Raw genomic sequence first — 13,276 nt, 5'->3', positions numbered from 1 at the left:
AGAGCGTAAGGCATACGCAGAAGCTTGGAAGGGAGCACCGTCCCTCATGACCACGCACGCCTCCGGCGAATTCGGCATCCACGCCGCCGGCCTCACCAAGTCCTACGGCGACCTCCGCGTCCTGGACGGCATCGACCTGTCCGTCCCGCGCGGCAGCGTCCTCGCCCTCCTCGGCCCCAACGGAGCCGGCAAGACCACCACCGTCCGGATCCTCGCCACCCTCACCGCCGCGGACTCCGGCACCGTGCGCGTCGCCGGGCACGACACCGTGACCGCACGCTCCCGGGTGCGCGAACTCATCGCCCTCACAGGCCAGTTCGCCGCCGTTGACGAACTCCAGACCGGCACCGAGACCCTGCGCATGATGGGCCGCCTGGCCGGGCTCTCCCCGCGCGCCGCCCGCACCCGCGCCGACGAGCTCCTCACCCGGTTCGGCCTCACCGAGGCGGCCGCCCGCACCGCGAAGACGTACTCCGGCGGCATGCGCCGCCGCCTCGACCTCGCCGCGAGCCTGGTCTCCCGGCCCGAGGTGATCTTCCTCGACGAGCCGACCACCGGGCTCGACCCGCGCAGCCGCCAGGACCTGTGGGAGCTCGTACGGGAACTGCGCGCCGACGGTACGACCGTGCTGCTCACCACCCAGTACCTGGAGGAAGCGGACCAGCTCGCCGACCGCGTCGCCGTGCTGGCCGACGGACGGATCGCCGCCGAGGGCACCCCCGCCGAGCTCAAGTCCCGTGTCGCGGGCCACCGGCTGGACCTCACGTTCGCCACCCGGGCCGCCTACGAGGCGCTGGCCCCGCGCGCGGTGCACCGCGCCCCGGAAGAGCTCACGCTCGGCCTGGCCACCGACGGCACCGCCGCCCACGTCCGGACCCTGCTCGACGAACTCGACCCGGACCGCACCGACATCGACCGCTTCGCCCTGCGCAGCGCCACCCTCGACGACGTCTTCCTCGCCCTGACGGGAGCCGACCGATGACCGCCGTACCCGTGAACGCCTTCACCCTGGCCGGCCGCAGCCTCCGCATCAGCAGCCGGCGGCCCGACGCGCTGATCGCCGCCCTGATGCTGCCCGTCATGCTGATGCTGATCTTCGTCTACTTCTTCGGCGGGGCCATCGACACCGGCACGGCGTACGTCACGTACGTGGTGCCCGGCGCCATGCTGCTCTGTGCCGGCTTCGGGGCGGCCTCCACCGCCGTCAGCGTTTCCGAGGACATGAGGGACGGCGTCGTCGACCGCTTCCGCTCCCTCGATGTCGGCGGCATCCCGATCCTCGCCGGGCACGTGGCGGCCTCGGTGGTGCGCAACCTGATCTCCACCACCCTGGTCCTCGCCGTCGCCGTCGCGATCGGCTTCCGACCCCAGGCGGGCCCGGCCGCCGTCCTCGCCGCGGCCGGCCTGCTGTTGACGTACATCACGGCGATCTCGTGGCTGGCCGCCGCACTCGGGCTGCTCGCCAAGTCCCCCGAGGCGGCGGGCGGTTTCACCTTCCTGATGATGTTCCTGCCGTACCCGTCCAGCGCCTTCGTCCCCATCGGGACCATGCCCGGCTGGCTCCACGGCTTCGCCGACCACCAGCCGCTGACCCCGGTGATCGAATCCCTGCGCGCACTGCTCCTGGCGCAGCCCGCGGGCAGTGCGCCCTGGGTGGCCCTGACCTGGTGCGCGGGCATCACGGCCGCGGCCATGGCCCTGGCGGCGGTTCTGTTCCGCAGCAGGACCCGCTGAGGGGCCCCTGTTCGGAGCCCCTCAGCGGGCCTGTGAACCTGCCGCTCAGCTCAGCGGTTGAGCGGGTAGGAAGTACGGCCCGTTGCCTCGTCGATCTCCGAGTGGGCCTTCTGCAGCATCTGCGAAGCGAGATCCATGAGCGCGCGAGCGCCCGCGATCTCTTCCCCGACCCTCAACTGCTCCGGGTCGGAGGGGTGACGCAAGGCATAGCCTCGCGCCTTGATCTCGGAGCCGTCCCCGAGCCTGACCAGGGCCGCCGCACTGGTGCGGTGGCCCTCCTCGGTGAATTCGAGCTCCACATGCCACCCGACGAGCGTGGCCATGGTGCATCACCTCCAGGGGGTCACCCTTCCCTCCAGGGTGCGCCCGCGCCCGTTCCGGCGCGAGCGGGGACGGCCGAGCACTGCGGGGGCCGGCTGACCGCGTTGAACGACCTCAGCAGTCGAAGGTCCAGAACAGCCCGACCTCGGTGTCGGAGACGATGACCAGGCCGGCGTCCTCCCAGTAGAAGGTCATCGGGGCATAGCCCCAGTGGGACGCCCCGAAGTCCAGCGTGCCGTTCCGGCCCGCACCGACGGTGACGTTGGTGTAGCACGCGAACGTGTGCCCGTAGCGGGCGAGGACGGTGCGGGCTGTGTCCTGCAGCTCGTCGAAGCCCTCGGTGAACCGTTCGAGGTTCCGGAGGGTGCAGCCGCCGTCGGTGAGTGCGAGGAGGAGGTTCTCGGCGCTCGCACGGTCGATCTCGTGCAACCGTTCCCCGACGTCGGCCGGGGTGAGCCGACGCCGGGGATCGGCCCCGTGGGGCGGGCGGAAGGGAAAGGCGGGCACTTCCGTCGTGCGCTCGTCCGCGGTGTCGTCGAGCCCGACCCAGCCACGCGGGTCGGGGACGGCGCGTTCCATGACGGCGAGCACGTCGGTCCGCCAGTCCTCGTGCTCGCGCGGACCGGTGGCGCTGAACGTGAACGCGTCCTCGTAGAGGTGCCGGACCGCCGCCTCCCAGGACGCCCGGTCGATCGACAGATCGCCCCCTTGGATGTCGCCCCCCTTGATACCGACGTGCCGAGTGCGCACGTACACCTACGAAATTGGCAGTCCTCCGGGCCGCGCACATGAGTACGCGCACTCATGTTCGCGATCATCCGGCGGAGTTCACTGAAGCCATGCCCCTGACTCCGGACACCGCCGCCCGCCACCCCCGCGCGTTCGTCGCGCCGCTCGTCTCCACCCTGCTGACGCTGCCGGCGGCCGCCGTCGCGTTCTTCTTCGTCGGGCTGTCCCCGATGGCCTGCGACTCCTGCGGCGATGCGGCGAGCGACCGGTTCGACGCCTCGTACGACGTCGCCTTCCCCGTCTTCGGGTTCGGCCTGCTGCTGGTGCTGGTCGTGCTGGTCGCCGCGTGGGGGCTGCCCTGGCAGCGGCGCTACGCCGCCGCCAGGGTGTGGTGCGCGGTGACCGCTCCGGCCGCCGTCGTCTTCGACTTCATCGTCTTCCACGGCCTCGTCGACTGGCCGTAGGTGCGGACCGGACCGTCAGCGGGTCTCTCGCAGCCAGCCCGCGACCTCGGTCGCCCAGTAGGTGAGGATCGTGTCGGCACCCGCCCGCTTAATGCCCAGCAGGGTCTCCAGGATGGCGCGGTCGCGCTCGATCCAGCCCTTCTCCGCCGCCGCCTCGACCATCGCGTACTCGCCGCTGATCTGGTACGCCGCCACCGGAACGTCCACCGCCTGCGCGACCCGGTGCAGGATGTCGAGGTAGGGGCCGGCCGGCTTGACCATCACCATGTCCGCGCCCTCCTCCAGGTCGAGGGCGAGCTCCCGCAGGGACTCCCGGGCGTTCGCCGGGTCCTGCTGGTACGTCTTGCGGTCGCCCTGCAGCGAGGAGGCGACGGCCTCGCGGAAGGGACCGTAGAAGGCGGAGGAGTACTTCGCCGTGTAGGCGAGGATCGAGACGTCCTCGTGCCCGGTCTCGTCCAGCGCGTCCCGGATGACGCCGACCTGTCCGTCCATCATCCCGCTCGGCCCGACCACGTGGACGCCCGCGTCGGCCTGGACCTGCGCCATCTCGGCGTAGCGTTCCAGCGTCGCGTCGTTGTCGACCCGCCCGTGCTCGTCCAGCACGCCGCAGTGGCCGTGGTCGGTGTACTCGTCCAGGCACAGGTCCGACATGATCACCAGGTCGTCCCCGACCTCGGCCTTCACATCGCGGATCGCGACTTGGAGGATCCCGTCCGGCTCGGTGCCCGCCGTGCCCAGCGCGTCCTTGTTCTCGTCGGCCGGGACACCGAACAGCATGATCCCGGAGACCCCCGCCTCGACCGCCTCGACGGCGGCCTTCCGCAGCGTGTCCCGGGTGTGCTGCACGACGCCCGGCATCGCGGAGATCGCCAGGGGCTCGCTGATGCCCTCCCGGACGAACGCCGGGAGGATCAGGTCCGAGGGGTGCAGCCGGTTCTCCGCGACCATCCGTCGCATCGCCGGGGTGGTGCGCAGCCGGCGGGGCCGCGAACCGGGGAAGGATCCGTACGCGCTCATCTTCAGTCGCCTCTTCGAGCATCGACAGCAGTCCGGACAAGGGTAGGGCCCGGACTCCCCGCTCCCGGGCCCCGCCCGGCTCCCGGCCGGCCGTCGGTCACTGCGGGACCTCGACCGTCAGGTACGGCGCCAGCGCCCGCAGGAAGTCCGGTGCGTCGAACATCGCCGCGGCCGAGGCCACGCCCGTCGTCCGGGTGCGCCCCGCCAGGATGCGCTCGACGGCCTCCACCGCCAGGGGCGCGGTGACCGCGTAGATGTCCTGGCCGTGGGCGGTGGCACGGCGTTCGACGCCGCCCGCGCGGACCAGGACGTCGACGACGAAGGTCTGGTCCGACCGTCCGAGGTCGTCGACCGCCTCCGGCGCCGGCGTGTCCGCTCCGGCCAGGTCCCGCGCTGCCTCCACCGCCATGTACGTGCGCACCTCGGGCACGGCCACGTGGCTGGGCACGGTGACGACGTCGGCCATGGTGAACTCCGCGATCACCGTCCGCCGGCCGAGCGGCTCCGGGAAGACCCAGTCCCGCTGCGACAGCTGGTCGTCGTGGTACTGCAGGGCGCCGTCCGTGAACCTCACTCGGCGGCCCCCGCGGCGCTCGTGGGACACCTCGCCGGCCTTCCTGGTGCCCGCCGTGGGCTGCCAGCTGCTCAGCCCGTAGGCGACGTGCACTTCGTCCGCCGCGGTCCACTCGCCCATCGCCGCGCCGACCAGCAGGTCGCCCAGGCCCCCGTAGAAGGCCATGGCCGGCACCACGGGGACCTCCGCCGTGCGGGCCGCTTCCGTGTGGTCGGCGAACATCGCCGCGTTCGCCTCGATCTCCGCCGCGACGTCGACGTAGGGGATCCCCGCGCGCAGGGCCGCCTCGACGACGGGGCCGCCCGTCACCGCGAACGGTCCGGCGGCGTTGACGACGGCCGCGGCTCCGGCGAGGGCGCGGTCCAGGGAAGCCGGGTCGTCCACGGCGGCCGGGCGGACCAGCAGGTCCGCGTCCTCGGCCGCCAGCTCCTCCAGCCGGGCTCCGTCGCGGCCGGAGACGACGGTGGCGATGCCGCGCCTGCGCAGCTCGGCGACGATGAAACGACCGGTGTGCCCGGTCGCCCCGTACACCACCACCGGCCCCGCCGTACGCGTCTCGCCGGCCGTTCCCGCCGTACCCACCGTGCTCATCGCTCTCCCCGTCCCGTGTGCCCTGTGCGGCTCGATGCACTCAGTCTCGGCGCGGGCCGGGCCCGAACGTGATGGTCCGGAACGACATCACCCATACACTTTCGGACATGCCCACTGTCGCCCTGGCGGCCGCCGGTCACCTGCTGCACTTCGAGCTGGCGGTGGCACACGAGATCTTCGGCAATCCCCCGCCCGACGCCCCGCAGGGCTGGTACGACGTACTGCTCTGCGGCCCCGGCCCGGTGCGCGTCGGCCCGTTCACCGTCGAGCCCGACCACGGCCTGGAGCGCCTGGTCCGGGCCGACACCGTGATCGTGCCCGCCTGCGCCGACGTGGACGAGCCGCCGCCGCCCGAACTGGTCGACGCCGTGCGCGCCGCCCACGCGGCGGGTGCCCGGGTCGCCTCGCTGTGCACCGGGGCCTTCGTGCTCGGCGCCGCGGGCCTGCTCGACGGGCGGCGGGCCACCACCCACTGGGCGCACGCCGCTGAGCTGGGCGCACGCCATCCGCTGGCCGAGGTCGACGCGGACGTGCTCTACACGGACAACGGCAGCGTGCTCACGGCCGCGGGCAAGGCCGCCGCCGTGGACCTGTGCCTGCACCTGATCCACCTCGACCACGGCGCCGCCGTCGCCAACGCCGTCGCCCGCCGCCTCGTCATGGCGCCGCACCGGCCGGGCGGCCAGGCCCAGTTCGTGGCCACCCCGGTGCAGGTCACGGGCGGCGACCACCAGCTCGCCGGACTGCTCGCCTGGGCCCAGCAACGCCTCGACCGGCCGCTGACCGTCACCGACATGGCGCGCCGGGTCAGTACGAGCCCGCGCCACCTGGGACGGCAGTTCCGGGCGGTCACCGGCCAGACCCCGCTGCAATGGCTGCTGACCCAGCGCGTACGGCGCGCACAGGAGCTGCTGGAGGCCACCGACGAGACGATCGAGGCGGTCGCCGTCGCCACCGGCATGGGTACGGCGACGACGCTGCGCCGCCAGTTCAAGCGGGTCGTCGGCGTCCCGCCCGACAGCTACCGCCGCGCGTTCCGCAGCGCGAACCCCACCTGACGGACCGCCCGACGGTCCGCCTGACGGACCGGTCGCCCGCCGGCCGGATCCGCGTCCGGACCCCCCGGTCCGACGCCCCGGACCTCGCGTTCACCCGACGGGACGGTTGCGGTACCTCCACCGCCACAGCCCGTCGACCCGGTGGTCTCCGGCGAGCTCCGGGCCCAGCGGGCCCACCTTCTCGTACGCCTCCGGCGTGCCCGGGTGGTCCCGGCAGGCCAGCGCGTAGGCGGCCATGAGCCGTTCGTCCTGCTCGTCGGCGTCGAGGAGCTCCACCAGCGCCGCGGTGACGGCCGGCGAGCGGTCGCGTCCCGACCTCACGGAGTACGCGGCCCGCACCCGCACCAGCGAGCTCTCGTCCCGGAGCAGGGCGAGCAGCACCTCGCGGTCCTCCGCCACATCGCAGTCGAGCACCTCCGCCGCCCACGACCGCACCTCGCCGTCCGGGTCCCGGCCGAGGCCGCGCACCACCCGTGCCGTCTCCGGGTCCCCCGGCACCTCGAACATGCGCGCCACCTGGCAGCGCACCCCGGGGTCCGGGTGTCCGGCGTACCGCAGGCCGAACCCCCGCGCCCGCGGGTGGCACGCCTCGCTCAGCAGGCGGAGCACCGCCGCCAGCACCCCGCCGTCCGGTTCCACCGCCGCCCAGCCGGGGAGCAGTTCGGCGATCTCCTTCTCGTACCAGCGGTGGTGCGGGGGCGATCCGGCCATCGGCGCGCCCAGGCTCAGGAAGTCGGCGACGAAGGCCCGGTACGCGGGTGAGGGGTGCCGGTGGAAGTCCACCACCGCACGCCAGGTTCCGGCGCCCCGCCGCGACAGGAGGGTCCAGCGGGCCGCGGACCGGTCTACGTGCTCCTCGTCCCCGCACGCGTCGGCCTGCCGTACGGCCCGGGCCACCAGTTCCCCGACCGGCGGCAGGATCCGGAGATCCCGTTCCAGGACGGTCATGATCGCGCCGTGCCCGTCCCGTACGGTCCGCCCGCCGAGGGTGATCTCCCGGATCCGGTCGGACTCCCCGTCCCGCACGATCCCGGTCCGTGCCGGTCCGTCCGCCCCCGCCAGCCGCCGCAGTTCCGCCTCCGCGCCGGCCTCGTACCACCGCCGGGCAGCGGCGAGCAGCCGCTCGGGTTCCCGCACCGGCGCGGGGCCGCGTACCGCCTCCCACACCGCCGGGGAACCTCCCTCGACGGCCCGCAGCAGCGGGGTCGTCCCGTCCGGCAGGACCCGGTCCGGGTCCGCGCCGCCCTCGACCAGTGCCCCCGCCGCCGCGGACGCGTACGCCGCGACCGCCGCGCACAGCACCGGCAGCCCGTCCCCGCCCGGCGCGTCCGGGTCCGCGCCCTCCCCCAGCAGGGCGCGGACCGTCTCCGCGTCCCCCGCCGCCACGGCATCCGCCAGCCGGGCGTCCAGCTCCGTCATGAGTCCTCCCCCGTCCCGGCGGTGATCCTCGCCGGGACGGGGGAGGGCCGACAACCGGATTCCGTCCGTTCTCCAGACCGTGTCCGGCCCTTAATCCGCTCACGTCGTACGACGCCGCCGCGCCCCCGGCCGTCGCTCGCTCGGCCGGAACACCGTCTCGCCGGCCTCCTTGGCCGCCTCGCGGCGCGCCGCACCGTACTCGGCGAGGGCCTCCGCCAGCTTCGACACCGACGGCTCCGGGGACAGTACGTCCACGCGCAGCCCGTGCTCCTCCGCCGTCTTGGCCGTCGCCGGCCCGATACAGGCGATGACGGTCACGTTGTGCGGCTTCCCGGCGATCCCGACCAGGTTGCGGACCGTGGACGAGGACGTGAAGAGAACGGCGTCGAAGCCGCCGCCCTTGATCGCCTCGCGCGTGTCCGCCGGCGGCGGCGACGCGCGGACCGTCCGGTAGGCGGTGACGTCGTCGACCTCCCACCCGAGCTCGATCAGCCCGGCGACCAGCGTCTCGGTCGCGATGTCGGCGCGCGGCAGGAACACCCGGTCGATCGGGTCGAAGACCGGGTCGTACGGCGGCCAGTCCTCCAGCAGTCCGGCCGCGGACTGCTCACCGCTGGGCACCAGGTCCGGCTTCACGCCGAACTCGACGAGGGCTGCGGCGGTCTGCTCGCCCACCGCGGCGACCTTGATGCCCGCGAAGGCGCGCGCGTCGAGACCGTACTCCTCGAACTTCTCGCGGACGGCCTTCACGGCGTTGACCGAGGTGAAGGCGATCCACTCGTAGCGGCCCGTCACCAGGCCCTTCACCGCGCGCTCCATCTGCTGCGGGGTGCGCGGGGGTTCCACGGCGATGGTCGGCACCTCGTGGGGCACCGCGCCGTACGAACGCAGCTGGTCGGAGAGCGAAGCGGCCTGCTCCTTGGTGCGCGGTACGAGGACCCGCCAGCCGAACAGCGGCTTCGACTCGAACCAGGACAGGTCCTCGCGCCGCGTGGCGGCGCTGTGCTCACCGACCACGGCTATGACGGGGCGGGCGCCCTCGGGCGAGGGGAGCACCTTGCCCTGCTTGAACACCTGGGCGATGGTGCCCAGCGTCGCGCACCAGGTCCGCTGCCGCGTGGTGGTACCGGCGACGGTCACGGTCAGCGGGGTGTCGGGCTTGCGCCCGGCGCTCACCAGCTCGGCGGCGGCCGCCGGGACGGTCTCCAGCGTCGCGGACACGACGAGGATGCCGTCGCTCGCGCCCACCTCGCTCCAGCAGCGCGCCGAGGCGGTCTTCGCGTCGACGAACCGCACGTCCGCGCCCTGCTTGTCGCGCAGCGGGACACCGGCGTACGCGGGCACGCCCACCGCGGTCGCAACACCCGGCACCACCTCGAAGGGGATGCCGGCGGTGGCGCAGACGAGCATCTCCTCGGCGGCGTTGCCGTCGAGCCCGGGGTCGCCCGTGACGGCACGCACGACCCGCCTGCCGGAGCGTGCGGCCTCCATGACAAGATTGGCCGCGTCCCGGATCACCGGGACCCCGGCGGCTGCTGACACTTCATCAGCAATCGTCAGCTGCGGCGTGTCGACGTTCGCCCGCGCATGAGTCCGCACGACCTCGAGCACCTCGGGCTCCGCGATCAGTACGTCCGCGGCGGCGAGCGCCTCGACGGCGCGCAGCGTCAGCAGACCCGGGTCGCCCGGGCCGGCACCGAGGAAGGTGACGCGTCCGTGGGCGGCGACGGCCGGATAGGCGGAGGTGGTCGGAATTGAGGGGTTCAAAGCGATCGCTCCCCCATCAGACCGGCCGCGCCCTTGGCCAGCATCTCGTCCGCGAGTTCGCGGCCGAGCGCCATGGCCTCGTCGTACGACTGGGGCACGGGACCGGTGGTGGACAGCTGCACCAGCGTCGTGCCGTCGAGGGTTCCGACGACGCCGCGCAGGCGCATTTCATTGACAATCTCCCCGTCGGCCAACAGGTCGGCGAACGCGCCCACGGGTGCGCTGCAGCCTGCCTCCAGGGTGGCGAGCAGGGAACGCTCGGCGGTCACGGCGGCCCGGGTGTGCGGGTCGTCGAGTTGACCGAGCGCGGCGATGAGGTCCGTGTCGGACGCGAGGCACTCCACGGCCAGGGCGCCCTGGCCGGGAGCCGGCAGGACGCTGTCGACGGACAGCAGGTCGGTCGCTTCCCCGCCGCGGCCGATCCGGTTCAGACCGGCGGCGGCCAGGACGACGGCGTCGAGCTCGCCGTCGTGGACGAAGCCGATCCGGGTGTCGACGTTGCCGCGGATGGGCACCGTCTCGATCCGCTTGCCGAGCGCCAGCGCCAGGTGGTTGAGCTGGGCGGTGCGCCGGGTCGAGCCGGTACCTATGCGGGCACCTTCGGGCAGCTGCTCGAAGGTCAGACCGTCCCGGGCGACGAGCGCGTCCCGCGGGTCCTCGCGGCGCGGCATGGCCGCGATCACGAGGTCGTCGGGCTGCGCGGTCGGCAGGTCCTTCAGCGAGTGCACGGCGAAGTCGACCTCGCCGCGCAGCAGCGCGTCGCGCAGGGCCGTGACGAAGACGCCCGTCCCGCCGATCTGCGAGAGGTGCTCGCGCGAGACGTCGCCGTAGGTCGTGATCTCCACGAGCTCGACGGCCCGGCCGGTGACGGCCCGTACCGCGTCGGCGACGTGCCCCGACTGGGACATGGCCAGCTTGCTCCGCCGCGTACCGAGCCGCAGCGGCTGGTCGGGACGTGTGTTCATGATGCCCGTCCTGGGTCGTCGTCGTTCATCGGATCGGCCGCGTCCGCCCGGCTGACGGAAGCAACCGTCTGAGGGTCGAGGTCGAAGAGTTCGCGCAGTGCGTCGGCGTACCCGGCGCCGCCGGGCTCGCTGGCGAGCTGCTTGACGCGCACGGTCGGCGCGTGGAGGAGCTTGTCCACGACGCGGCGCACGGTCTGGGTTACCTCGGCACGCTGCCGTTCGTCGAGGTCGGGGAGCCGTCCGTCGAGGCGGGCCACTTCCATGGCCACGACCTCGGCCGCCATGGCGCGCAGGGCGACGACGGTGGGCGTGATGTGGGCGGCCCGCTGTGCCGCGCCGAAGGCGGCGACCTCCTGGGCGACGATCCCGCGTACGGCGTCGACGTCGGTCGCCATCGGGGCGTCGGCGGACGCCTCGGCGAGGGATTCGATGTCCACGAGCCGGACGCCCGGGATCCGGTGCACGGCCGCGTCGATGTCCCTGGGCATGGCCAGGTCGAGCAGCGCGAGCCGGACGTCGGTGGCGTGGGACTGCGTACGGGTGCTCCTGCGGGGCTGTCGCTGTGCGGCGGCCTCGCCCTGGTCGGCCCAGGTCCCGTGCAGTTCGAGGGAGTTGGCGTCGACCCCGGTCAGCGCGGAGCGGCCGTCCGGGCCGACGGGGCACCCGTCGGCCTCGGCGTTCCCGGGCATGGCCCGCACGGCTCCGGCATCGGCGATCCGGCCTCCGGCCCGGGCCGCGGCAACCAGCCGTGCCAGCACCTCGGCGTCCTGCCCCGCCAACCCCGGCCCCGCCGGCGCCGCATCCAGCCCCGCCAGGGGGCCCTTCCCAGCGGTAGCCGGGGAAGTTTGGGGCGCGGGGTCCGGGGCGGAGCCCCAGGAGACGGCGGCGAGAACGTCGTCGGCGGTCAGCACGAGCCCGGTGGCGCCGGTGCAGGACACGACCACGTCGACTCGTGTCAGCTCATCGGCCACCCGAGCCATCGGCACGGCCACCGCCGCGACCCCGGTGCCCGAGGCAACCAGAATCTCCGCGAGCCGTTCCGCCCGGTCGGCGGTCCGGTTCGCCACGACGATCTCGGCGACCCCGACCCGCGCCAGCGTCGCCGCGGCCAGCGAGGACATCGACCCGGCGCCGATGACCAGCGCCCGCTTGCCTGCGGCCCACTCGCCCACCGGCACGTTCACGGCGAGCTGCTCCAGACCGAAGGTCACCAGCGACTGCCCGGCCCGGTCGATCCCGGTCTCGGAGTGCGCCCGCTTGCCGACCCGCAGCGCCTGCTGGAACAGGTCGTTGATCAGCCGCCCGGCGGTGTGGAGCTCCTGCCCCAGCGCCAGCGCGTCCTTGATCTGGCCGAGGATCTGTCCCTCGCCCACGACCATCGAGTCCAGTCCGCACGCCACCGAGAACAGGTGGTGCACCGCCCGGTCCTCGTAGTGCACGTACAGGTACGGGGTGAGCTCCTCCAGCCCGACCCCGCTGTGCTGCGCGAGCAGGGTGGACAGCTCGGCGACGCCGGCGTGGAACTTGTCCACGTCCGCGTACAGCTCGATCCGGTTGCAGGTGGCCAGCACGGTCGCCTCGGTCGCCGGTTCGGCGGCGAGGGTGTCGTGCAGCAGCTTCACCTTGGCGTCCACGGACAGCGAGGCCCGCTCCAGCACGCTCACGGGTGCGCTGCGGTGGCTCAGCCCTACGACGAGCAGGCTCATGCCGGCATCACCGCCGGCACGTCGCCCTCGGGCCCGCCCTTGCGCTGCTCGGCGGCGGTCCGCCCGGCCGGCGGCACCACGGCCGCGGCAGGTGCGGCGCCGCCCACGGAGGAGCTGCCGGCGGCAGCGGCGGCCGCTTCCTCACCGGCCTTGCGCTGCTCGTGGAAGGCGAGGATCTGGAGCTCGATGGAGAGGTCGACCTTGCGCACGTCCACGCCCTCGGGCACGGACAGCACGGTGGGCGCGAAGTTCAGGATGGAGGTCACGCCCGCCGCGATCAGCCGCTCGCTGACCTGCTGCGCCGCGCCCGCGGGCGTCGCGATCACGCCGATCGAGACGCCGTTCTCCGAGATGATCTTCTCCAGATCATCGGTGTGCTGCACGGCCATGCCGGCGACCGGCTTGCCGGCCATCGCCGGGTCGGCGTCGATGAGGGCCGCGACGCGGAAGCCGCGCGCGGAGAAGCCGCCGTAGTTGGCGAGGGCGGCGCCGAGGTTACCGATGCCGACGATGACGACCGGCCAGTCCTGGGTCAGGCCGAGCTCGCGGGAGATCTGGTAGACGAGGTACTCGACGTCGTAGCCGACGCCGCGGGTCCCGTAGGAACCGAGGTACGAGAAGTCCTTGCGCAGTTTCGCGGAATTGACTCCGGCGGCGGCCGCGAGCTCCTCGGAGGACACCGTGGGCACCGATCGCTCGGAGAGCGCGGTGAGGGCACGCAAGTACAGCGGAAGCCGGGCGACAGTGGCCTCGGGAATACCTCGGCTGCGGGTCGCCGGTCGGTGAGTTCGGCCAGTTGCCACGATGCTCCTGCGGGATGAGCGGGGCTGCAGGCGGCCACTTGTCCCAGGACCGCCCCGTCGACAGCAGGCTATGCCTTTGTGAACGCGTGCACAAAGATTGTGTCCGGTTTGTCCGTCCAAAGTGACCG

General features: G+C 73.3%; 13 protein-coding genes. 4 read left to right on the top strand and 9 right to left on the bottom strand.

All coding sequences use genetic code 11. The features are described from left to right. Positions 1-46: 46 nt before the first annotated feature. Positions 47-982 carry an ATP-binding cassette domain-containing protein gene (locus ACIQK6_RS27300; RefSeq protein ID WP_329099758.1) on the top strand — a complete coding sequence of 312 codons (936 nt, stop codon included), beginning with the start codon at positions 47-49 and terminating at the stop codon, positions 980-982. After that, positions 979-1,734 (top strand): ABC transporter permease, encoded by a 756-nt coding sequence (locus ACIQK6_RS27295; RefSeq protein WP_329099759.1) that lies wholly within the window; start codon positions 979-981, stop codon positions 1,732-1,734. The genes ACIQK6_RS27300 and ACIQK6_RS27295 overlap by 4 nt, the downstream gene beginning before the upstream one ends. Positions 1,735-1,784: 50 nt before the next feature. On the opposite strand, the gene ACIQK6_RS27290 is transcribed toward ACIQK6_RS27295, so the two are convergent. Together ACIQK6_RS27290 and ACIQK6_RS27285 are read right to left on the bottom strand one after the other, a co-directional pair. Further along, positions 1,785-2,057, bottom strand: a complete 273-nt coding sequence (locus ACIQK6_RS27290) for a DUF1876 domain-containing protein (RefSeq protein ID WP_329099760.1) — start codon at positions 2,055-2,057, stop codon at positions 1,785-1,787. Between the two features lie 112 nt (positions 2,058-2,169). Continuing rightward, positions 2,170-2,805 carry a hypothetical protein gene (locus tag ACIQK6_RS27285; protein ID WP_402695636.1) on the bottom strand — a complete coding sequence of 212 codons (636 nt, stop codon included), beginning with the start codon at positions 2,803-2,805 and terminating at the stop codon, positions 2,170-2,172. A gap of 89 nt (positions 2,806-2,894) precedes the next feature. Here ACIQK6_RS27285 and ACIQK6_RS27280 point away from each other — a divergent pair, with 89 nt between their 5' ends. Then, positions 2,895-3,248 carry a hypothetical protein gene (locus ACIQK6_RS27280; RefSeq protein WP_329099762.1) on the top strand — a complete coding sequence of 118 codons (354 nt, stop codon included), beginning with the start codon at positions 2,895-2,897 and terminating at the stop codon, positions 3,246-3,248. Positions 3,249-3,263: 15 nt separating this feature from the next. Here the strand turns inward: ACIQK6_RS27280 and hemB are convergent, their stop codons facing one another. After that, a complete protein-coding gene (gene hemB, locus ACIQK6_RS27275) occupies positions 3,264-4,265 on the bottom strand; it encodes a porphobilinogen synthase (protein ID WP_329099763.1) in 1,002 nt (333 codons plus the stop codon). A gap of 97 nt (positions 4,266-4,362) precedes the next feature. Beyond that, positions 4,363-5,430, bottom strand: coding sequence for a saccharopine dehydrogenase NADP-binding domain-containing protein (locus tag ACIQK6_RS27270; RefSeq protein ID WP_329099764.1), 1,068 nt, complete (start codon positions 5,428-5,430; stop codon positions 4,363-4,365). A gap of 107 nt (positions 5,431-5,537) precedes the next feature. On the opposite strand from ACIQK6_RS27270, the gene ACIQK6_RS27265 reads away from it, so the two are divergent. Further along, complete coding sequence (locus tag ACIQK6_RS27265; protein ID WP_329099765.1) at positions 5,538-6,488, top strand: helix-turn-helix domain-containing protein; 951 nt, start codon at positions 5,538-5,540, stop codon at positions 6,486-6,488. A gap of 90 nt (positions 6,489-6,578) precedes the next feature. Here the strand turns inward: ACIQK6_RS27265 and ACIQK6_RS27260 are convergent, their stop codons facing one another. The 5 genes from ACIQK6_RS27260 to ACIQK6_RS27240 form a co-directional block, all read right to left on the bottom strand. After that, entirely contained in the window at positions 6,579-7,907 is a 1,329-nt protein-coding gene (locus ACIQK6_RS27260) for a HEAT repeat domain-containing protein (protein ID WP_402695635.1), read from the bottom strand. 99 nt (positions 7,908-8,006) lie between these two features. Continuing rightward, positions 8,007-9,674 carry a bifunctional uroporphyrinogen-III C-methyltransferase/uroporphyrinogen-III synthase gene (locus ACIQK6_RS27255; RefSeq protein ID WP_329099767.1) on the bottom strand — a complete coding sequence of 556 codons (1,668 nt, stop codon included), beginning with the start codon at positions 9,672-9,674 and terminating at the stop codon, positions 8,007-8,009. Then, entirely contained in the window at positions 9,671-10,639 is a 969-nt protein-coding gene (gene hemC / locus ACIQK6_RS27250) for a hydroxymethylbilane synthase (protein WP_329099768.1), read from the bottom strand. Before hemC ends, ACIQK6_RS27255 begins: the two co-directional genes overlap by 4 nt. After that, positions 10,636-12,345 (bottom strand): glutamyl-tRNA reductase, encoded by a 1,710-nt coding sequence (locus tag ACIQK6_RS27245; protein ID WP_329099769.1) that lies wholly within the window; start codon positions 12,343-12,345, stop codon positions 10,636-10,638. The genes hemC and ACIQK6_RS27245 overlap by 4 nt, the downstream gene beginning before the upstream one ends. Continuing rightward, entirely contained in the window at positions 12,342-13,148 is an 807-nt protein-coding gene (locus tag ACIQK6_RS27240; protein WP_150258652.1) for a redox-sensing transcriptional repressor Rex, read from the bottom strand. Before ACIQK6_RS27240 ends, ACIQK6_RS27245 begins: the two co-directional genes overlap by 4 nt. Between the last annotated feature and the right edge of the window lie 128 nt (positions 13,149-13,276).

It is taken from the genome of Streptomyces sp. NPDC091682 (assembly GCF_044756625.1).
GTDB lineage: Bacteria > Actinomycetota > Actinomycetes > Streptomycetales > Streptomycetaceae > Streptomyces.
Note: the sequence above shows the minus strand (reverse complement) of the source record. Positions and strands in the feature narration are given on the sequence as shown.

Excerpts from the sequence above, each read along its gene's own strand:
- ACIQK6_RS27300 (WP_329099758.1), top strand. The coding sequence starts at position 47 with ATGACCACGCACGCCTCCGGCGAATTCGGCATCCACGCCGCCGGCCTC.
- ACIQK6_RS27295 (WP_329099759.1), top strand. The coding sequence starts at position 979 with ATGACCGCCGTACCCGTGAACGCCTTCACCCTGGCCGGCCGCAGCCTC.
- ACIQK6_RS27290 (WP_329099760.1), bottom strand. The coding sequence starts at position 2,057 with ATGGCCACGCTCGTCGGGTGGCATGTGGAGCTCGAATTCACCGAGGAG.
- ACIQK6_RS27280 (WP_329099762.1), top strand. The coding sequence starts at position 2,895 with ATGCCCCTGACTCCGGACACCGCCGCCCGCCACCCCCGCGCGTTCGTC.
- hemB (WP_329099763.1), bottom strand. The coding sequence starts at position 4,265 with ATGAGCGCGTACGGATCCTTCCCCGGTTCGCGGCCCCGCCGGCTGCGC.
- ACIQK6_RS27270 (WP_329099764.1), bottom strand. The coding sequence starts at position 5,430 with ATGAGCACGGTGGGTACGGCGGGAACGGCCGGCGAGACGCGTACGGCG.
- ACIQK6_RS27265 (WP_329099765.1), top strand. The coding sequence starts at position 5,538 with ATGCCCACTGTCGCCCTGGCGGCCGCCGGTCACCTGCTGCACTTCGAG.
- ACIQK6_RS27260 (WP_402695635.1), bottom strand. The coding sequence starts at position 7,907 with ATGACGGAGCTGGACGCCCGGCTGGCGGATGCCGTGGCGGCGGGGGAC.
- hemC (WP_329099768.1), bottom strand. The coding sequence starts at position 10,639 with ATGAACACACGTCCCGACCAGCCGCTGCGGCTCGGTACGCGGCGGAGC.
- ACIQK6_RS27245 (WP_329099769.1), bottom strand. The coding sequence starts at position 12,345 with ATGAGCCTGCTCGTCGTAGGGCTGAGCCACCGCAGCGCACCCGTGAGC.